The sequence below is a fragment of the Candidatus Omnitrophota bacterium genome, assembly GCA_028712255.1.
Taxonomy (GTDB): Bacteria; Omnitrophota; Gorgyraeia; order Gygaellales; family Profunditerraquicolaceae; genus UBA6249.
On the sequence record JAQTQJ010000021.1, the window covers coordinates 1 to 20379 of the forward strand.

At 40.6% G+C, this 20379-nt stretch carries 20 protein-coding genes; all 20 read left to right on the plus strand.

Annotation, left to right across the window (positions count from 1 at the left end):
• The coding region (locus PHC29_08180; GenBank protein ID MDD5109454.1) for a 4Fe-4S dicluster domain-containing protein at positions 1-391 on the plus strand (391 nt) is incomplete at its 5' end.
• A 20-nt stretch (positions 392-411) separates the two neighbouring features.
• Positions 412-1278 (plus strand): FAD/NAD(P)-binding protein, encoded by an 867-nt coding sequence (locus tag PHC29_08185; protein ID MDD5109455.1) that lies wholly within the window; start codon positions 412-414, stop codon positions 1276-1278.
• Positions 1262-2026: a cytochrome B gene (locus PHC29_08190; protein MDD5109456.1), complete on the plus strand. Its 765-nt coding sequence runs from the start codon at positions 1262-1264 to the stop codon at positions 2024-2026. The genes PHC29_08185 and PHC29_08190 overlap by 17 nt, the downstream gene beginning before the upstream one ends.
• Positions 2007-3356, plus strand: a complete 1350-nt coding sequence (locus tag PHC29_08195; protein ID MDD5109457.1) for a Ni/Fe hydrogenase subunit alpha — start codon at positions 2007-2009, stop codon at positions 3354-3356. The genes PHC29_08190 and PHC29_08195 overlap by 20 nt, the downstream gene beginning before the upstream one ends.
• Positions 3349-3813 carry a hydrogenase maturation protease gene (locus tag PHC29_08200; protein ID MDD5109458.1) on the plus strand — a complete coding sequence of 155 codons (465 nt, stop codon included), beginning with the start codon at positions 3349-3351 and terminating at the stop codon, positions 3811-3813. Before PHC29_08195 ends, PHC29_08200 begins: the two co-directional genes overlap by 8 nt.
• A gap of 3 nt (positions 3814-3816) precedes the next feature.
• A complete protein-coding gene (locus PHC29_08205; protein MDD5109459.1) occupies positions 3817-5118 on the plus strand; it encodes a HypC/HybG/HupF family hydrogenase formation chaperone in 1302 nt (433 codons plus the stop codon).
• Positions 5119-5204: 86 nt separating this feature from the next.
• Entirely contained in the window at positions 5205-5834 is a 630-nt protein-coding gene (locus PHC29_08210; GenBank protein MDD5109460.1) for a redox-sensing transcriptional repressor Rex, read from the plus strand.
• A 4-nt stretch (positions 5835-5838) separates the two neighbouring features.
• Positions 5839-7638, plus strand: a complete 1800-nt coding sequence (locus PHC29_08215; GenBank protein ID MDD5109461.1) for a cache domain-containing protein — start codon at positions 5839-5841, stop codon at positions 7636-7638.
• Between the two features lie 2 nt (positions 7639-7640).
• Positions 7641-7994: a (2Fe-2S) ferredoxin domain-containing protein gene (locus PHC29_08220; protein ID MDD5109462.1), complete on the plus strand. Its 354-nt coding sequence runs from the start codon at positions 7641-7643 to the stop codon at positions 7992-7994.
• A 25-nt stretch (positions 7995-8019) separates the two neighbouring features.
• Complete coding sequence (gene nuoF, locus PHC29_08225) at positions 8020-9810, plus strand: NADH-quinone oxidoreductase subunit NuoF (GenBank protein ID MDD5109463.1); 1791 nt, start codon at positions 8020-8022, stop codon at positions 9808-9810.
• A 22-nt stretch (positions 9811-9832) separates the two neighbouring features.
• On the plus strand, positions 9833-11599 hold the full coding sequence (locus PHC29_08230; protein ID MDD5109464.1) for an NADH-dependent [FeFe] hydrogenase, group A6: 1767 nt from the start codon (positions 9833-9835) through the stop codon (positions 11597-11599).
• Between the two features lie 24 nt (positions 11600-11623).
• On the plus strand, positions 11624-12106 hold the full coding sequence (gene nuoE, locus PHC29_08235) for an NADH-quinone oxidoreductase subunit NuoE (protein ID MDD5109465.1): 483 nt from the start codon (positions 11624-11626) through the stop codon (positions 12104-12106).
• Positions 12107-12196: 90 nt separating this feature from the next.
• Complete coding sequence (locus tag PHC29_08240; protein ID MDD5109466.1) at positions 12197-12583, plus strand: response regulator; 387 nt, start codon at positions 12197-12199, stop codon at positions 12581-12583.
• 195 nt (positions 12584-12778) lie between these two features.
• Entirely contained in the window at positions 12779-13033 is a 255-nt protein-coding gene (locus PHC29_08245; protein MDD5109467.1) for an iron-only hydrogenase system regulator, read from the plus strand.
• Positions 13030-14418 carry a [FeFe] hydrogenase H-cluster radical SAM maturase HydG gene (gene hydG, locus PHC29_08250; protein ID MDD5109468.1) on the plus strand — a complete coding sequence of 463 codons (1389 nt, stop codon included), beginning with the start codon at positions 13030-13032 and terminating at the stop codon, positions 14416-14418. Before PHC29_08245 ends, hydG begins: the two co-directional genes overlap by 4 nt.
• Positions 14405-15511 carry a [FeFe] hydrogenase H-cluster radical SAM maturase HydE gene (hydE, locus tag PHC29_08255; protein MDD5109469.1) on the plus strand — a complete coding sequence of 369 codons (1107 nt, stop codon included), beginning with the start codon at positions 14405-14407 and terminating at the stop codon, positions 15509-15511. Before hydG ends, hydE begins: the two co-directional genes overlap by 14 nt.
• Before the next feature lie 25 nt (positions 15512-15536).
• Positions 15537-16775: a [FeFe] hydrogenase H-cluster maturation GTPase HydF gene (gene hydF / locus PHC29_08260; protein ID MDD5109470.1), complete on the plus strand. Its 1239-nt coding sequence runs from the start codon at positions 15537-15539 to the stop codon at positions 16773-16775.
• Positions 16776-16810: 35 nt separating this feature from the next.
• Positions 16811-17641 carry a sulfide/dihydroorotate dehydrogenase-like FAD/NAD-binding protein gene (locus tag PHC29_08265; GenBank protein MDD5109471.1) on the plus strand — a complete coding sequence of 277 codons (831 nt, stop codon included), beginning with the start codon at positions 16811-16813 and terminating at the stop codon, positions 17639-17641.
• Positions 17631-19046, plus strand: coding sequence for an NADPH-dependent glutamate synthase (gene gltA, locus PHC29_08270; protein ID MDD5109472.1), 1416 nt, complete (start codon positions 17631-17633; stop codon positions 19044-19046). The genes PHC29_08265 and gltA overlap by 11 nt, the downstream gene beginning before the upstream one ends.
• Positions 19047-19258: 212 nt before the next feature.
• Positions 19259-20379 (plus strand): glutamate synthase-related protein (locus PHC29_08275; GenBank protein ID MDD5109473.1); only part of this gene is annotated, 1121 nt, incomplete at its 3' end.

A 20379-nucleotide genomic window follows, 5' to 3' on the forward strand; every position in this document is an offset into this window, starting at 1 on the left:
TGATGCTTTTGATAAATCTTTTGCTTCAGCCGTTTGGAAAGATGTGGGTAGAAGGTGTGTTGCCTGCGGCAATTGTACTGCGGTGTGTCCGACATGTTATTGTTTCGATACTCAGGATGAGCCGGATATTTCCTTAAATAATGGAGTAAGGTACCGAATCTGGAATTCCTGCCAGATGGATGATTTTGCCAAAGTTGCCGGAGGGGAAGATTTCCGCAAGGGCAGGGATAGCCGGCAAAGGCACAGGTATTATCGTAAATTTAAATATCCGGTTGATAAATTTAACCGGTATTTTTGTACCGGCTGCGGAAGGTGCACCAGGACATGCATGGCCGATATAAGCTTGATCGAAACGGTTAACTCTTTGCTTAGCGAGGAAGGGTTGCAATAATAAATTAGACAGGAGATTATATGCTTGAGCGTGAAATACTTTTGGAAAAAATGGGAACTACCCCTTATCTACCGATGAAGGCAAAAATTATCCAAGCTCAGATGGTTACGGACAAGGAGAAGTTTTTCCGTATTCAATTGGAAAACAAGCTTAACCTTGGGCATGTTCCCGGGCAGTTCGTGATGGTCTCTATTTTTGGTTTCGGAGAGGCTCCTATTTCTGTTTGTTCTTCGCCAAGCGATAAAGGTTATTTTGAGCTTACTGTCAGGGATGCCGGGGTCTTTACCGACAAACTGCATAAATTGGAAAAAGGCGACGAAATAGGAATACGCGGGCCATTCGGCAGGGGTTTTCCTATTGATAATATGTTTGGTTACGACGTGATGATTGTTGCCGGAGGGCTAGGTATAGTCCCATTGCGCTCCTTAATCAGGTATATTATGCACAATCGCAACGATTTCGGTAATGTGCAGATTTTACTTGGCTGTAAGAGCCCAAAAGAGCTATTGTTCGAAGAGGAAACTAACGAATGGATGAAAAGGAGCGAGATTAAATTCAATTGTACTGTTGATCGGGCAGATCCTGACTGGAAAGGAAATGTTGGCTTGATTACTACTTTAATCCCCGGAGTCGATATTAATCCTACTCGCACATACGGTGTTGTAGTTGGTCCTCCGATTATGTATAAGTTTGTTATCGTTAAATTACTGGAGAAAAAAATTCCGGAGCACCAGATCATTGTGTCTTTAGAAAGGCGTATGCGTTGTGGCTTAGGTAAATGTGGGCACTGCCAGATTGAAGGTGTTTATGTCTGCCAGTCCGGCCCGGTATTTACTTATAATGATTTGAAAAAATTTAAAGGAGAGTGCCATGAAAAAACAGCCTAAACCCAAAGTGGCATTTTTTGATTTTACCGACTGTGAGGGTTGTCAGTTGCAGTTTGCCAACATGGGAGATACTCTTCTTGCGTTGACTGAGCTTGTTGATATAGTTAGTTTCCGGGAGATTATGTCCGAAGCCGCGGATGAGTATGACATTGCTTTTATTGAAGGCAGCATTACTACTGATAATGATGTCTTACGGATCAAAAAGATAAGGGATAAGGCAAAAGTTTTGATTACGTTAGGCGCTTGTGCAACTATCGCCGGAGTAAACGGGATTAAAAATCGTTCTCCTTTAGAGGCGGCTAAGAAAATAGTTTATGGGGATAAAGCGGATATTATTAGCAGTATTAAAGCAATGCCGGTGCATGAAGTAGTTAAGGTTGATTATGCCATTAACGGTTGTCCGGTTTATATACCGGAGGTAGTCAGTGTGCTGAAGTGTTTACTTATGGGCAAGCCTTATGTTGTCCCTAATTATTCGGTTTGCGTGGAATGTAAAATGAATGAAAATGTTTGCCGCTATGAGAAGGATCAGGAGTGTATGGGGCCGGTTACCCGCGCCGGATGTAATTCCTGGTGTATTAATAACGGAAACCGTTGTTATGGATGTAGGGGATTGGTGGAGAAACCGGCAACCGACGCCGCTAAGGATATCATGCAAAAATATGGTTTAAAAGTAGAAGATATCCTGAATAGTTTTACTTTATATAATGATTCTATGGGAGAAAAATATGACCAAGAGTTTAAATAAAATAGATTCTCAAAACCTAAAAGTTGATGTGCATTATTTGACTCGGGTAGAAGGCCATGGCAACATTGTTGTCGATGTAAAGGAGGGCAAACTTGTTAAATGCGAGTTTCAGGTAATTGAATCTGCGCGTTTTTTTGAGTCAATGCTTGTTGGCCGCTCGATCTGGGAGGCCCAACACCTGACCAGCCGTATCTGCGGTATCTGTGCCTGCGGGCACTCTTTGGCTAGTATTAAAGCAGGAGAGGATGCCCTGGGCATAAAGCCGTCGGATGAAGTGATAATGCTTAGGAAGCTTCTATTGTACTCTGAAATGTTGGATAGCCATATTCTGCATATTTATATTCTGGTTGCCCCGGATTTATTAGGGGTAAAAAGTATTGTGCCTTTAATTAAAACGCATCGGCCGGTTATTGAGATGGCCTTGCGTATGAAACGGATGAGCGACTATGGCGGGGAAGTGCTTGCTGGCAGGCATATTCATCCAATAAGTTATGTTATCGGCGGGCTTACGCAATTGCCTTCAAGAGAAGGTTTAGAGAAATTGTATAACTTGATGTTGGAATCGCGTAAGGATGGGGAGGAGACCGTAAAAATTATCAAGACTTTGAAGTTCCCTGATTTCCAGCGGCCGACCCAGTATATGTCGCTTACCTCTGATGATGAATACGCGATGTATGATGGAGATTTAATTGTAAACGGCAAAAAAAGCAAAGTAGCTGATTACCGTAAACTTTTTATTGAATCGGTTGTTGATTATTCTAAAGCCAAGATTTCTAAAATTAACGGCAGCTCCTATGCCGTAGGAGCCCTTTCGCGTTTTAACAATAATTTCAGCAAACTGCATAAGAAAGCAAAAGCCGTAGCAGCTGAATTAGGGTTAAAGGCTCCAAGCCATAATCCTTACCTTAATACTGCGGCTCAGCTTGTAGAATGGGTACACTGCCTAGAAGAATCAATTACGATCCTGGAGAAGATTTTAAAAGATGGGTTAAAAGAGGAGGGCATTGTTGTTTCTTCTTGGCCAAAAAGAAGCCAGGTCGGCAAGATTAAATATAAACCAAATACCGGTTCCGCATGCGTTGAAGTGCCCCGCGGTTCTTTATTCCATGAATATACGATTAATGATTCTGCTCATATTACTGCAGCTAACTGCGTGATTCCTACCAATCAGAACATGGGTAACCTAGAGGATGATATGCGGAAACTTGTTCCGGAGTTGTTAGGCAAGAAAACGCAAAGTGAGATTACTCTTGAGCTTGAGATGTTGGCCCGCTCTTATGATCCTTGCATATCATGCGCCACGCATTTATTGGATGTAAGCTTTGTCTAAAAAAAATGCGGTAATCGGTTTAGGCAACACTTTAAGGAGAGACGACGGAATAGGGGTAATTATTCTGGAATCTCTCCTTAATAATTATAAGCGAGCCAATATAGATTATCTTAATTTTGGCAGCGCAAGTTTTGACCTTATCCATCGCCTGCAAAATTATGATTTTGCTTTATTGATCGACGGTATTTCCGCCGGTCTTGCCGCCGGCCAGTTAAAGATATTCGCCCTGGATGAAGCGAAATTTTCCAAAGATGACGGGGCAATCTCCTCCCACGAATTAAACCTTAAGGATATCTTTAAATTAACGCAGAAATTAAAAGTCAAGACCAAGGTTTATATTGCCGGTATACAGGTAGAGGATGTAGGTTTTGGCGATTCCCTGAGTAGTTTGTTGAAGGACAAGTTAGCGGATTTAACAGGCCAGATCGATAAATTTATCCAGGAAAGGTTATTTTAGAAGATGTGTTATGCTATCCCCGGAAAAGTGGAAAAAATAGAGGATAATATGGTAATCGTAGATTATTTCGGCGAAAAAAGGAAAGCCTATAATGAGTTAACTCAGGTTAGTATCGGTGACTATATTTACGCCCAAGGCGGTTTCGTGGTGAGTAAAATATTCGAGGCTGAGGCGCAAAGTATCCTTGCGGTATGGAAGGAGGAGTTTTTCCAATTGCAGGAGGTAGATTTAAAGCTTTCCCGCCTTTCTTTAAATGGCATTGATACGGATAAAACATTGCTTGGGATATTGGATCGCGCCAGCCAATCAAGGCAATTGCAGCGACAAGAACTTTTATATCTGCTGGAGTTAGAAGGCCAAGCCAGGATAGGTTTATTTTATAAAACAGCCAATTTCCTGCGCCAGAAATACCATAAAAATTCCTGCTGCGTCCATGGAATAATTGAGATTTCCAATTACTGCTGCCAAGGTTGCCAATATTGCGGGATATCTTATAATAACAAAGGGTTAGAGCGCTATCGTATGACAAAAGGCCAAATTCTTGAGTCTGCTAGAGAGGCGGTTGAGCGCTATGGTTTTAAATCTCTTGTATTACAAAGTGGCGAGGATTCCGGATACAGTATTGAGGAATTAGCCGACATAGTCAGACAGATCAAGGAAAAATTTCCCACGCTGATTTTTATAAGTTTTGGCGAGATAGGCATAGATGGTTTAGAGAAACTTTACCAGGCAGGCGCCCGCGGTTTACTTATGCGTTTTGAAACCTCAAATCCTGTTCTTTACCGCAAGGTGCATCCTGGGATGGATTTTGAGAGTAGGATTGAGCATTTACGGAAAGCCTATGAGTTTGGTTATTTAATCCTCACCGGCGGCTTAATTGGCCTGCCTGGGCAGAGTAAAGAGGATATTTTAAATGATATATATTTAGCTAAAGAGCTGAACGCAGAGATGTATAGCTTTGGTCCGTTTATTGCGCATCCGCAGACCTCTTTAGCAAATCAGAAGTCTGCTCAGAGCGATGAGGTGATTAAAGTTTTAGCTCTTGCCAGGATTATCGGCGATCCTAATGCCAAAATATTGGTAACTACCGCCTTGGAAACCTTAGACAGGGAGGCGGCAAGAAGCGCCTTGCTTGCCGGGGCAAATTCGCTTATGCTTAATGTTACTCCTTTAGCTTACCGGCCATTTTACTCAATTTATCCAAACCGAGCCCATCAAACCGAGGATATTTCTATACAGATAGAATCCACAGTTTCCCTGCTGCGTTCTTTAGGCCGCGCACCCACAGATCTTGAAACCCTCTGATTTTGTGAAATAAATAACAAAAAACTTGACATAGTCAAAGAATATGTTATCCTTGTAGCAATTGTTGTGAAATAAAGAACAATAATATGATTACGAATAAAAGTTGCATAATCCGTTTATCCCGATATAAAAATGCCCTTTACCGCTTGCGAGCGTTGGGTTTTGTTAAGGTTTTTTCCGATAACCTGGCAGATGCTATCGGAGCGTTACCTTCTCAGGTAAGAAAAGATTTTTCTTTATTTGGAATATCTGGAAATAAACGCGGCGGCTATCAGGTTGATATACTGATAGAAAAGTTAAATACTATTTTGGGTAAAGAGCAGATCCAAGAGGTAGTTATTGTGGGTTTAGGTAATATTGGCAATGCGCTGATGAAATATAAGGGGTTTGAAAAAGAGGGATTAAGAATCTGCGCTTGTTTTGATATTGACTCTACTAAATATAACCGGGACTCCGAAATTCCCGTTTTACCCCTGGAGGAGATGAAGGAATTTGTAAGAAGCAAGCATATAAGGATTGGGGTAATCGCCGTGCCTGATATTGCTGCTCAATCAGTACTTGATATGATGCTTGCCTGCGGCATAAAAGGAGTTTTGAATTTTGCTCCCTTAAGATTAAGAGCCGCAGGAGATATCGTAGTAAATAATGTAAATTTAGAGTTGGAGCTTGAGAACGTAATTTATTTTGTTAACGCACAGGAAAAAGCTAGGAATTAGCTAAATGCGTACGCAGAGCCTAAAAATAAAAATCCTTTCGACATTATTCATCAGTATTCTAATTTTCTCTGTAGCCGTCTTATTTTTGGGCACGCGTATCATTAAGAATGATATTATTGCCCGCGCCCAGAATCAGGTAAAAAATGACCTATTTATCGCGCATTCAGTTTATTATGGGGAGATTGAGGCGATAAAAGCAGCTTTCAACTTAGCCCCTCTGGCAGTTGATCTGAATAAAGTTAAACAAAGCCTGGGTTTGGATTACCTATATGTTGTAGAGGATAAAGATAAGGATAAGGTACGCAGTGAAATCGTGCTTGGCGCTTTTAAGGGCCAGCCTACGGGGGCAAACCGGATTATCGGTAAAGAGGAATTGCTGGAGATGAGCCAGGATATTTACAGGAAGGCCGAAATAGAGATAAGGCCTACGCCAAAAAGCCATCCCAATACTCAAAAAGTTTTAGATAAGGCTATGGCAATTGGTTATGCTATGCCGGTATTTGATGGGCAAGGCAAGGTTAAGCAGGTTATCTATGGAGGAAAAATACTCAACCGGGATTTTGCCCTGGTAGATAAAATACGCAATCTTGTTTTTGAGGATAAATTTTATAATGGTAAACCTTTGGGTACAGTAACCATATTTTTGGATGACATCCGTATTGCCACCAATGTGTTGGATAATCGGGGGCAGCGGGCAATTGGCACAGTTGTTTCGGATAGAGTTTATAAGAAGGTAGTTGAAGATGCCAAGATGTGGTTGGATAGGGCATTTGTGGTTACGGATTGGTATCTTACCGCTTATGAACCGATAAAAAATATCAAGGGAGAGATTATAGGCATACTTTACGTGGGGCTTCTGGAGAAGCCGTTTAAGGATATGGAGAAGAGGATATTCCTGGGTTTTTTGGCGATTGTAAGCCTGGTTGCGGTTTTGGCTGCTATCTCTTCCTATATTTTAGCTTACTCTATATCACAGCCGGTTACAGGTATGCTTGAGGCAACCGATAGAATATCAAGCGGCCAGCTGGATTACCGCTTAAAATCACAGGTTAATATCAAAGAACTAAACTACCTGGCTGAAGCTTTCAACATCATGGCCTCAAAACTTAAAGAACGCCAGGAAAGCTATCTGGACCTGATCAGTTTTGTCGCGCATGAATTAAAAGGTATACTTTCATCAACCATACTTAACGCTTATTCGGTGCGTGATGGTTTCTTGGGAATGATTAACTTTAAACAGACCAAGGCCATGGATTCGGTAGCGCGTAATTTGGATTACCTAGATGCCACGGTAAAGAACTTCCTAAATTTAAGCCGGATTGAAAAAGGCCATTTAGAACTTAACAAGGTTGATTTGCTTATAAAAGAGGATGTTTTTGATCCCGCAGTCGACGCGTTCTCTAAACAGGCGGCTGATAAGCATATTTTTATCGTAAATAATATCGAGCCGGGTTTAAAAATAGAAGCCGATCTTAATTTATTTCAGGTAGTAGCAAATAATCTCATGGGAAATGCAATTAAGTATGGATTAAGCGGTGGTAAGATAATTTTAAGTTCTAAAGCAGCTGGTAAAGATATTGATATTGAAATCTATAATGATGGAAGGCCTCTATCAGTTAGCGAGCAAGATAAATTATTTAAGAAATTTTCTCGCCTGAATTCCGAATTCGGCAAGAAAATTCAAGGAACAGGCTTAGGATTGTTTATTACCAGAGAAATAGTCAATCAGCATGGTTGGCAGATCCGGGTAGAGCCAAGCGATAAAGGGAATACATTTAAATTGAAATTAACGGGGGAGAATTAATTATGAATCCATTAGAGATTATTAAGAGAAAAAGAGCCCAGGCTATAAACAGGATTATTGCCAAAGGTTATTTGTCTTCAAAACGCGTCTATGTTGGTATGGCTACTTGTGAAATAGCGGCCGGATCAAAGGAGATTATGGAGGTTTTTCAAGAAGCAATTAAATCGGGCTTAAGCGACGTGTATTTGAGCCAAAAAGGTTGCGCTGGTAGGTGTAATTTGGAACCTACCGTTGAAGTGGTAGAAGAGGGCAAGATTCCATTAAAATACGGGCTGGTTACTAAGGAGAGGGCAAAAGAAATTATCGAGCGCCATTTGAAAAAAGGCGAAGTGATTAAAGAGTGGTTAATAAAATAATTATTTGAAAGGAATATTAGATAAAATGCCAAAGAGGTTTAACATTACATTATGCGATGGGCCTTCGTGTATACATAAAAGGTCTAAGAAAATAGTCTCTACTATTGAGGAGCAACTTAAGAAGCTTGAGCTATCCGGGAAGGTTGGTATTAATTTATCCGGCTGCCTGGGTATGTGCGCAAAAGGGCCGGTAATGATTATTAATCCGGGTTATACTATTTATGGTGGTTTCGCAGAAAAAGATATACCTGAAATTATCGAAGAGCATATTAAAAATAATAAGCCGGTTACCCGTCTTATTATTGATGAAGACCACTTGTATAATCGATTCTTTAGGGTATTTGGCGATGTAAATTTTTTCGGTAAACAGATGCGTATTGCTTTACGTAATTGTGGGATCATCGATCCGGAAAATATCGACGATTATATTTCTTTGCGCGGTTATGAAGCTTTAGCCAAGGTGCTTACTGATTTTACTCCGGATAAAGTTGTTGACCAGATAAAAAAATCTGGGTTACGCGGCAGGGGAGGCGCTGGATTTCCCACGGGGATTAAATGGGAACTTACCGCAAAAGAAAAAAATGATGAAAAATTTGTTATTTGTAATGCCGATGAAGGTGATCCGGGAGCTTTTATGGATAGGAGCGCTATTGAAGGTGATCCACATACAATTGTCGAAGGCATGGCGGTTGCCGGATACGCGATCAGAGCACAGAAAGGGATTGTTTATATTCGCGCAGAGTATCCTTTGGCGGTAAAAAGGATAAAGAAGGCAATAGCTGATGCGCGCAAAGAAGGTTTTCTGGGGAAGAATATATTGGGGACCGGTTTTTATTTTGATATCGAAGTACGCCTGGGGGCAGGTGCTTTTGTTTGTGGCGAAGAAACAGCGCTTATGCTTTCTATCGAAGGGCATCGCGGGATGCCCAGGCCCAGGCCACCGTTTCCTTCAGTATCCGGGCTTTTTAATAAGCCCACATTGATTAATAATGTGGAAACTTTAGCAAACATACCGGTGATTATTCTTGATGGGGCAGAATGGTTTAGTTCCTTGGGTACTGAAAAAAGTAAAGGTACAAAAGTTTTTGCTTTGGCAGGAAAAATCAAAAATACCGGTTTAGTTGAGGTACCGATGGGCACTACTTTAAGGGAAATTATCTATGATATTGGAGGTGGAATTCCGCAGGATAAGAAATTTAAAGCCGTGCAGACCGGAGGGCCTTCCGGAGGGTGCCTTTCAGAGGAGTATTTGGATACAAAAATAGACTATGAATCACTAGCTGCAGCCGGCTCGATTATGGGCTCAGGCGGTATGATCGTGATTGATGAAGATTCCTGCATGGTAAATATCGCTAAATTTTTTCTGGAGTTTACTCAGAATGAATCATGTGGTAAATGTACGCCTTGCCGCGAAGGGACTAAACGTATGCTGGAAATATTAACTCGGATTACCGAAGGCAAAGGTAAAGACGAGGATATCGATAAACTTTTACGTTTAGGCAATATGATTAAAAAGGCTTCATTGTGCGGGTTGGGACAGTCTGCCCCTAATCCGGTAATTAGTACAATCAAAAATTTCCGGGCTGAGTATGAGGAACATGTACGAAATAAGAAATGCCGGGCAGGGGTTTGCCAGCACCTGCTTGTTTATGAAATTACAGATAAATGCTCAGGTTGTTCGGCTTGCAAGAAGGTGTGCCCTGCAGAAGCTGTAACCGGTAGCCTTAAGCAAAAACATTCAATTGATATAAATAAATGTATTAGATGCGGGGCCTGTTATAAAATTTGTAAGTTTAGCGCCATAAAAAAATCTTAAAGAACCTAAGGAGCCATAAAAAATGATTACGATTAATATTAATGATAAATCTTATCAGGTAGAAAACGGCCAGACGATTATGCAAGCGGCGGATAAATTAGGATTCCATATTCCGCGTTTGTGTTATCACCCTAAACTTTCTATTGAGGGGGCCTGCCGCGTATGTATCGTGGAAGTGGCCGGGTTGCGTAATTATGTGGCTTCTTGCGCTTATCCGGTAAGTGAGGGGATGAGAATCTATACTAATACCGAAGAAATAAGGCGTGCCCGGCGCGATATCGTAGAATTAATTCTGGATAATCACCCTGAGGATTGCCATACCTGCGAAAGAGATGGTAACTGTGAATTACAAAGGTTGGCTTTTGCTATGGGAATCAGAAAACGCCATTTTGAGGGAGAAAAAAAGCATTACGAAAAAGACCTTTCTTCTACATCAGTAATCAGGGATCCTAACAAATGTATTCTTTGCGGCCGCTGCGTAAGGATTTGTTCGGAAATCCAAAAAGTAAACGCTTTAGGTTATGCGCACAGAGGTTTTAAGACCGTCGTGATGCCCGCTTATAACATGCCTTTTAAAGACAGTGTTTGTACTACTTGTGGACAGTGTATTAATGTTTGTCCTACTGCGGCATTTATCGAAAAGAATTCTACGCAGGAGCTTTTTGGTAATTTGGGGGATAAGTCTTTGGTTAAGGTTGCTCAAATTGCTCCTTCGGTAAGAGCAGCAATCGGCGAAGCATTTGCTTTGGAGCCGGGTAGGCAGTTTGAAAAAGAGCTGGTGGCAGTATTGAAAAAATTAGGTTTTGATTATGTATTTGATACTCAGTTTTCCGCGGATTTAACGATTATGGAGGAGGCTAGCGAATTTCTAGAGAGATTTCAAGGCAAAGGTAAGCTTCCGATGATTACTTCTTGTTCTAGTGCCTGGATGAAGTGTTTGGAGCAATTCTATCCGGATTTAATTGAAAATGTCTCTACATGTAAATCTCCGATGTCTATGGCCAGCGCTTTGATCAAAAGCTATTTCGCTGATAAAATTAAGGCAGATCCCAAAAAGATTTTAAGTGTTGCTTTTATGTGTTGCACGGCTAAGAAATATGAGGCTGCTAGGCCGGAGCTTATGGTAGATGGGATGCAGGGCACGGATATGGTAATTACTACGCGGGAGTTGGCCTGGATGATTAAGTCGGCAGGGATTGACCTGTTACATATTAAAGGCGAAGAGTTTGATCACCCGTTGGGTTATTCATCAGGCGCCGGAACTATATTTGGAGTAACCGGAGGGGTAATGGAGGCAGCAATCAGGACAGCTTATGAGCTGTACACCGGCGAGACTCTTTTAGATATTGAAATTCAGGATATCCGCGGTATGAAAGGGATTAAAGAGGGTAAACTAGTTATTGACGGCAAAGAGATACGTATAGCAGTCGCTCATGGCTTAGGCAATGCCAATGAAATATTAAATACCGTAAGAGAAGATCCGCAGAGGTATCATTTTGTGGAGATTATGGGTTGTCCCGGAGGTTGTATTGGCGGCGGCGGCCAGCCTTATGCTGGATCTAACTCTATGCCTCTTGATGAAGAATGTTTGATAAAAAGAGCAGAGGCCTTATATGGCCTGGATAGAAAAAAGACGATCAGGCGTAGCCATGAGAATCCGGATGTACAAAGATTATATAAAGAATTTTTAGGCAGGCCGCTGAGTGCTAAGTCGCATAAGTTGCTGCATACGCATTATAAGGTAAAAGAGCCGCAGGGAATTATTCCGGCAGAGCTAATCGTAAAGTAATCTTTAGGAGGATAAATAAAGAAAATGATTGTTTCTGAAGATAAAAAAATGTCAGAATTAAAAAATTTCATGCAAGATTCTAAAACCAAAGAGCATCCGGATTCTCAGCTTATTTCAATCCTGCATAAGGCTCAAGAGCTTTATGGGTATCTTGATCAGGATGTAATGAATAAAATTGCCGAAGAAATGAGCATTCCTACAGCGCACATCTGGGGGGTGGCAACCTTCTACCATTATTTTCATCTTAAACCGCAGGGAAAACATTCGATCTCGGTATGCTTGGGTACTGCTTGTTATGTAAAAGGCGCCGAAGAGATATTAAACGCTATCAGGCAGGATTTAAAAATAGACTTCGGACAAACATCAGAAGATAACCTTTTTACATTGCAGGAGGCCCGTTGCTTGGGCGCTTGTGGTTTGGCTCCGGTGATTATGATTGATGATAAGATTTATGGTTCACTTACTCCGAAGAAAGCGCTGGATATAATTAAAAGTTATAAAAAATAAGCCATAATAGTGTTGCGTAGGAAGCAGGATTTGTTATAATTTAACTAGGCGTACTTCGATTAAAATAAGCGTTAAAATAGGAGGTTTAACATGTCTAAGAAGGTCCTAATTATTGATGATGACAGCGATTTTGTGGAAGCTATCTCTACTTTACTTGAGGCAAAAGGATATGAGGTTATTACTGCTCCGGAAGGAAAAACCGGGGTTGAACAAGCCAAGAAGCAGTCACCGGGGTTAATCCTTCTTGACGTAATGATGGCCACAAAAAGTGAAGGATTTGATGTCGCTAAGCAGCTCAAAGACGATCAAAAAACTAAAAATATTCCCGTAGTATTGGTTACCGGGATTAAGCGTGATATGAACCTTCCTTTTGGTTTTGAACCGGATCAAGATTGGCTGCCGGTAAAGGCTGTTTTAGAGAAACCGGTAAAACCGGATGTGCTTTTAAAGGCCATAGAAGAGAATATAGCTAAGTAATTATAGAATATATATCCTGCGGTAAGGAGTAGATTTTTTACTCTAATCCTAGGGAGGATCAGGAATAAAATCCCAATCTTTCCATGGATTATTTTTGAAAGATTGGGATTTTTATTAGAGATGGTTTGGGGGACGTGCACATAAGGGGCACTCTGTAAGGGCGCCACGTCTTCCTATAGATAAAGGAGAATTAAGATGGAAAAGCGTTTAGGTTTTGTGGGGATAATTATCCATAACCGTAAGAAGGCGGCGCCAACCGTAAATAACATCCTGACGGAATTCGGTGAATTAATTGTTGGCCGGATGGGGATTCCGCATGTTAAGAAAGAACTAAGTGTTATCGTTTTGATCGTAGATGCTAGCACTGATGAGTTGGGTGCTTTGACCGGAAAACTTGGTAAAGTTTCCGGGGTTTCGGTAAAATCGGCTTTAAGTAAGGATCAAATATGAAATACATTAATGAAAAAAAGATAGGAAAGTTATTGGCTAATACGGCTAAAGTTGATGCCCACAGGATCGATGCTATTTTGGAAAAAGCAAAGTCGCTTAAGCGTTTGAGCCTGGAGGAATCTTCGGCGCTGCTTTTAGTTAGAGACTCAAACTCTATTCAGAAAATATTTAAAGCGGCAAGTTCGGTCAAGGATACAATTTATGGCAGGCGTGTGGTTTTATTTGCTCCGCTTTATATTAGTAATTTTTGCGCTAATGCTTGTTTATATTGCGCATTCAAATCGGACAATCGTTTGATTAATCGCAAGGCTTTGACTACCCCCGAAATTATTAATCAGGTAGAATGGCTGTTGGGCCGCGGGCATAAAAGGATCCTTATGGTTTGTGGAGAGGATGCTCCGGCAGGCAAATCCAATATAGATTATTATGTTGAGGCAGTTAAGGCAATTTATTCTGCAGAAGTTGGAAAAAATAAGATCAAAAGAGTCAACGTTAATTGTGCCCCGCTTAGTGTAGCGGAGTTCAGAGAGCTTAAGGCAAGCGGTATCGGTACTTACCAGATTTTTCAGGAAACATATCATGAGGCAACCTACCGTAGGATGCACCCTAAGGGCCCCAAGAGCGATCCTGATAACAGAATTGACGCGGTTGACAGGGCTTTTACAGCAGGAATAGATGATATAGGGATCGGAGTTTTGTATGGTTTATACGATTATAGATTCGAAACTTTGGGTTTGTTAATGCACATTGAACATATGGAAGAAAGATTTAAGGTTGGGCCGCATACAATTTCCGTACCGCGCATTGAACCCGCAGAGGGGTCAAAGTTATCCTTTAATCCTCCTTATAAAATTTCTGATGAAGAGTTCAAAAAGATAGTTGCGGTTTTGAGGCTTTCTGTGCCATATACTGGGATAATTATGTCTACGAGGGAAACATCACAGATGCGTGATTTACTTTTGAGCTTGGGAGTTTCACAGGTTAGCGCTGAATCAAATACTGCGCCCGGAGGGTATTCTTCTGGATCAAATAAAGCAGCTGGCGGGCAGTTTTCTCTTGGTGACCATCGCAGTTTAGATGAAATTGTAGGGACGCTTATTGATCATGATTATATTCCTAGTTTCTGTGCTGCTTGTTACCGTAAGGAGAGGACTGGAGAGGCTTTTATGCATATGGCTAAACCTGGAACAATTAAAGGTAAGTGTAGTATGAATGCCCTAGTAACTCTTAAAGAGTATCTTGATGATTTTGCATCTGAGCCAGTCAGAAAGTCAGGCTATAAAATGATTGCGCGTTATTTTAAACGGCTGGATCTTTTCGAACAGGAAAAATTGAAATTATTTTTTGCACACGTTGATTCCGGAATAAGGGATGAGTATATTTAATTTAAATAAGCTTTTAAATACGATTTATTCTGCCAGCTTTCCTGAGCCTAAAGATTTGGAGCAGGTATTAGCTTTAAGTGGCCAGGGGCAATTAAATGAATTGTTTTCTTTTGCCGACAATGTTAGAAAGAAGTTTTGCGGCGATGGGATCATTTTACGTGGAATAATAGAATTTTCCAACTTTTGTACTCAAGAATGTTTTTATTGCGGTTTGAATAAGTTTAATCATAAACTTAACCGTTATAGAATGAGTAAAGATGAATTGCTTAAAGCGGTTGAGTATTTGGTCTCTTGCAATATTAAAACCGTAGTTCTTCAATCCGGACAAGATGATAGCTTAGATCCTTTATGGTTAAGAGATATCGTTCTAGATATAAAATCTAGGTTTGATATAGCGATTACCCTTTCTTTAGGTGAGAAAAGTATGGATGAATATGAGATTTGGCGCCAAGCCGGAGCAGACAGGTATCTTCTTAAGATAGAGGCTTTTGATCAAGATCTGTACGCATCCATGCATCCGCATATGAGTTTTATACAGCGTTTAAATTGCCTGAAATTACTAAGAGGCCTGGGTTATCAGGTTGGTTCAGGAAATATTATTGGCCTGGCCGGGCAAACCTTAACAATGATCTCTAGGGATATTATATTTTTTAAGCAGTTTGATTTTGATATGATTGGTATCGGACCCTTTATTCCGCATGAAAATTCGCGGTTTTCTAAACAGCCGCAAGGGGATGTTAATTTGACTTTAAAAACTATTGCCTTGACGCGCATAGTTACTAAAAATGCCCATATTCCCGCTACAACCGCACTGGGGAGTTTAAATAAGGATTACAGGTTGGATGGGTTAAAGTGCGGTGCGAATGTTTTGATGCCGAATTTTACTCCGCAGCCTTACCGTAAACTTTATGAAATATATCCGGGAAAAAGATGTATTGATGAGCCAGTTGGCGCCTGTAATTTCTGCATGGATGTTATGGTTAAAAAAATTGGGAGATTTATAGATTATTCTAAAGCAGACTCACTCAAGAAGCGATTCTCAAAACAAAGTAAAAGCGGTTTTTATTCAGCGGCCAATTCTGTTTTAATTTGAGAGCATTACATTTTAGGAGGGTAATATGTATAGTACACCGGCAAGCAATAGGTTACATATCGGTATATTCGGCAAAAGGAATACAGGCAAGTCCAGTTTAATCAATGCGATTACCGGACAATATACGGCTATAGTTTCTGAAGTAGCCGGAACAACTACCGATCCGGTATATAAAGCCATGGAGATTCTGCCTATCGGCCCTTGTATGTTAATTGATACCGCAGGTATTGATGATGTAGGTATTTTAGGCGATGAGCGGGTTAAACGTACCCTGGTAGTATTGAGAAAAACCGATGTTGGTTTGATTGTTGTTACTCCTGACACCAAAATAGATAATTTTGAGGAGGAATTGGTTAATATTTTTAAAGCCAAAAAACTACCGTTTTTATTTGTGATTAATAAATGCGAGTTAAGCGGAGATATTGCGCAGGGGTATTTAGAAAAAAATAAACTGCCCTATATTTTGGTTAGCGTTAAAAATAATCAGGGTACTATTGAACTTAAACAAAAGATTATGGATATGGCTCCTGGCCATTGGTCGCCGATTCCACTGATAGGAGATATAATCAGTCCTAAAGATATGGTAGTTTTAGTTTGTCCTATTGATAGCGCTATGCCGCAAGGCAGGCTTATTTTACCTCAGGTGCAGGTGATGCGCGACTGCCTGGATAATAACGCGGTAGCTATAGTTACCAAAGAAACCGAACTATTAGATTCACTTAAAGTGCTTAAAAAGAAGCCGCGCCTGGTTATTACAGACTCGCAGGTTTTTGAGGATGTAAGAGATATGCTACCTGTTGATATTCCACTGACATCATTCTCGACAGTTTTTGCCAGGCATAAAGGAGACCTTAACGTCTATATTCATGGCGTTTATGCCTTAGATAATCTCAAAGATGGAGATGAAATTTTAATTGCTGAAGCCTGCACGCATCATGTGCAGCCGGAGGACATTGGGCGCACTAAGATTCCCACTTGGCTCCTGAATTATACTAAGAAGGAGTTGCATTATGAAGTAACTGCCGGAGGGGATTTTCCTCAAGATTTAAGTCGTTATAAATTGATTATTTCCTGCGGAGGCTGTATGGTTAATCGCAGGGAAATTATGCATCGCATTGAAATGGCCAAGCAGGCCAATGTCCCGATTACTAATTACGGAATTCTCATGGCTTATCTTTGCGGTATCCTTGAGCGTATTATTGTTCCTTTTGAGGGGGGATTGGTTAAATTGGATTTAAAGTTTGACAAGGCTCCTTGTGGCTAATAGAATGATAAAAAGATTGGAGTAGGGTAATAGTTATGAAAATAATATCTAAAGAAATTATTGCTGATTATTCCGGGATAAGGATTATAAAGCTTACTCTAGGTTCTCCGGCAATCAGCCAAAAAGCTAAAGCTGGGCAGTTTGTTGTGGTGATGGCTAGCGAAGAAGGGGAAAGGATTCCGCTTACTATTGTTGAAGCAGATAGCAAAGCGCAGAGCATAACCCTTATTTTTCAAGAGGTAGGGTTGACTACAAAAGCTTTAGGTGCTCTTAATGTAGGAGATGCTCTGTATGCGTTGGTTGGCCCTTTGGGGCATCCTACTGAGATAAAAAATTGGGGGAAAGTTATCTTAGTGGGCGGCGGAGTAGGGATTGCTGAAATTTATCCTGTGGCAAAGAGCTTAAAAGCTGCAAGTAATAATATTACGCTTATTCTTGGAGCTAAGACTAAAGGATTATTGATATTAGAGAAAGAACTAAGTGATATAGCAGATAAAATTTATGTTGTCACTGATGATGGCTCAGTTGGCCAAAAAGGTTTCACTACCGATATTTTAGCGGAGCTTCTTAAAGAAAATAAGTATGATTTGGTATATGCGGTAGGGCCGGTTCCAATGATGAAAAAAGTATCGTTTGTATGCGCTCCTGTTAATATTAAGACAATTGTTTCATTAAATGCTCTGATGGTTGATGCAACCGGAATGTGCGGTTGTTGTCGGGTTACAGTGGCAGGCAAGGTAAAATTTAGCTGCGTTGACGGCCCGGAGTTTGAGGCTAAAGATATAGATTGGGTAGAATTGCAAACGAGAAATTCAATGTATCTGGATAGAGAGAAACATATCTGTAAATTAAAAAATGGTAGCTAAAGAACCTATAAGAGTAAAAGAACTTTCTGCTGAAGAAAGGGTAAAAGGGTTTGATGAAGTAGCGCTCGGATATTCAGAAGCAGAAGCTTTACTTGAAGCCAACCGTTGTATTCAGTGCAAAAATCCTACCTGTATTTTGGGGTGCCCGGTAAATATAGATATAAAAAAATTTATTTTTCAGATTACTAAAAAAGATTATGCTGGCGCTTATTTTACTATTCGCCAAACGAATAATTTTCCTTCTATCTGCGGACGGGTTTGTCCGGCAGAATATCAATGCCGAAAATCTTGCGTATTTAATAAAGGTAAATTGGCATATTGCAGCCCGCAAGCAATTAATATCCATTTTCTGGAAAGGTTTGCCGGCGACTATGGAATGCAGAACAATTTACAGGTGCCAATAGAAAAAAATCCTAAATTATCAAAAACCAAAGTAGCAGTTATTGGTTCTGGCCCGGCAGGATTGTGCTGTGCCGGTGAATTGGCTAGAAAAGGGGTAAAAGTAACTGTTTTTGAAGGGCTCCAGAGTTGTGGGGGTGTCTTAAGGTATGGTATCCCGAGTTTTCGCCTTCCGCGTAAGGTGCTCGATTATGAGATCAATTATCTAGCAAAGTTAGGGGTGGAATTTATTACTAATGTTGTTGTGGGTAAAACCATACTTTTGGACGAATTATTTCAGCAGGGATTTAATAAGATTTTCTTAGGATTGGGTGCGGGAGTTCCGTCATTTTTAGGGATAAAAGGAGAGAATCTTTGTAATGTTTATTCGGCCAATGAGTTTTTGACACGAGTGAATCTGATGTCTGCCTATAGATTTCCACAATATCATACTCCCGTAAATATCGGTAAACATGTTTTGGTGGTTGGGGGTGGTAATACTGCTATGGATGCAGCACGTTGCGCTTTACGCCTACAGAAGATGTCTGGATTAGAGGCAGATGTAACGATTATTTACCGGCGTACATTAACCGAGATGCCGGCACGCCGGCTTGAGATTGCGCATGCTCAAGAAGAGGGGATTAAGTTTAAATTTCTTACTCAGCCTAAAGAATTTAATTCCGATGATAAGGGCTTTGTTCGGCAATTAAACTGTCTTGTTTGTCAACTCCAAGATGCGGATGCATCTGGCAGGAAAAGACCCGTTGCTTTGGAAGGCAGTGATTTTAGTATACCCTGCGACCTGGCGATTATTGCTATTGGCTTAGAGGCAAATCAGGTTTTAACCAGTGTTACTCCCAAACTAAATACTGATAAATATAAAGATATTGTAATTAATCCGGCGACTATGGAGACTTCTATTAAAAATGTTTTTGCCGGAGGAGATATTGTCGGTGGCGAGGGAACGGTTATTGAGGCTATGGGTATGGCTAAAAAAGCGGCAATAAGTATTTTGCAAAATTCTTGACAAAGAAATTTACTGTATTATTATAAAGCTAAAATATTACGCCTTGGTTTTGCAGTGTTGCAATGCCTTAAGGATTTTTAAGCTAGATTCAAATGACAAAGACGTCTATTAAATCTAAATAGGCGTCTTTGTCATTTTTTTTAAACCCAGTTGCCTTATTTTTAGGCAAAATCTGATTAAGATTTGAGATTAAAGAAAGGGGGAGTTTCTATATGATTCAATGGCCAAAAACAAACGATGCTCTAGGTACGGTAAATAGAGGTAATCCTTGTGAAAGTGGATTATGCACCCTTTGCCGCGTAGACTGTATGGGTAAGTGTGAAACTTGGCTCTCTAGCTTAAGAGGGAGAAAGCTTTTGTATCCTAGAGATTACAGTTTTACTACTGCGGGGAGCTCAAATACAACTCACCTGGGGATTTCCTATAATTCTCTACGTATTAATGGCTATAATTATGGAGCCTATGGGCTTCCTAAAGGTTTAAGTAACTCTGAAGACGATTGTATTTTTCCCAATGTAAGTATCGAGGGAGCATTTGGGCAGGCAGTCAAAACTAAATTCAGAGTTCCGTTAATGACTGGTGCTTTGGGCTCAACTTTTGTGGCAGCTAAATATTGGGAATCTTTTGCTACAGGCGCTGCTCTTGTCGGTGTGCCGATTGTCGTGGGAGAGAATGTAGTTGGCATTGATAAACAGGCTCAGATCAAGAATGGAAAAATTATTAAGGCTCCGGAATTAGACAGAAGAATTGAGACATTCCTGCGCTATTATGATGGATATGGGGCTATTATTGTACAGATGAATGTTGAGGATACGCGTAACGGCGTTGCCGAATATGTGATTGAAAAATACGGCGATAAGGTTATTATCGAGTTAAAGTGGGGGCAGGGGGCAAAATGTATCGGCGGAGAGATTCAGGTAACTAGCCTTGAGTACGCCCAGTTTCTTAAAAAACGTGGCTATGTGGTTGATCCTGATCCTACTATAACTGAAGTTCAGAATGCTTTTAAAGCCGGGGCGATTAAATCTATTGCCCGCCACAGCCGTTTAGGTTATACAAGCCTCTCTTCAGAGAAACAGGTCAATGAGAGTTTTATGAAGGCGGTTAAATACTTACGTAAAATCGGTTATAAGAGGATATCGTTAAAGACCGGTTCTTACGGCATGGAAGCATTGGCTATGTCTATAAAATATGCATCTGAAGCCAAACTTGACCTGCTTACTATTGATGGGTCTGGCGGCGGCACAGGAATGAGCCCTTGGAATATGATGGAGACATGGGGAGTTCCCTCAATATTATTACATTCTAAGGCTTATGAATACGCAGAGATTTT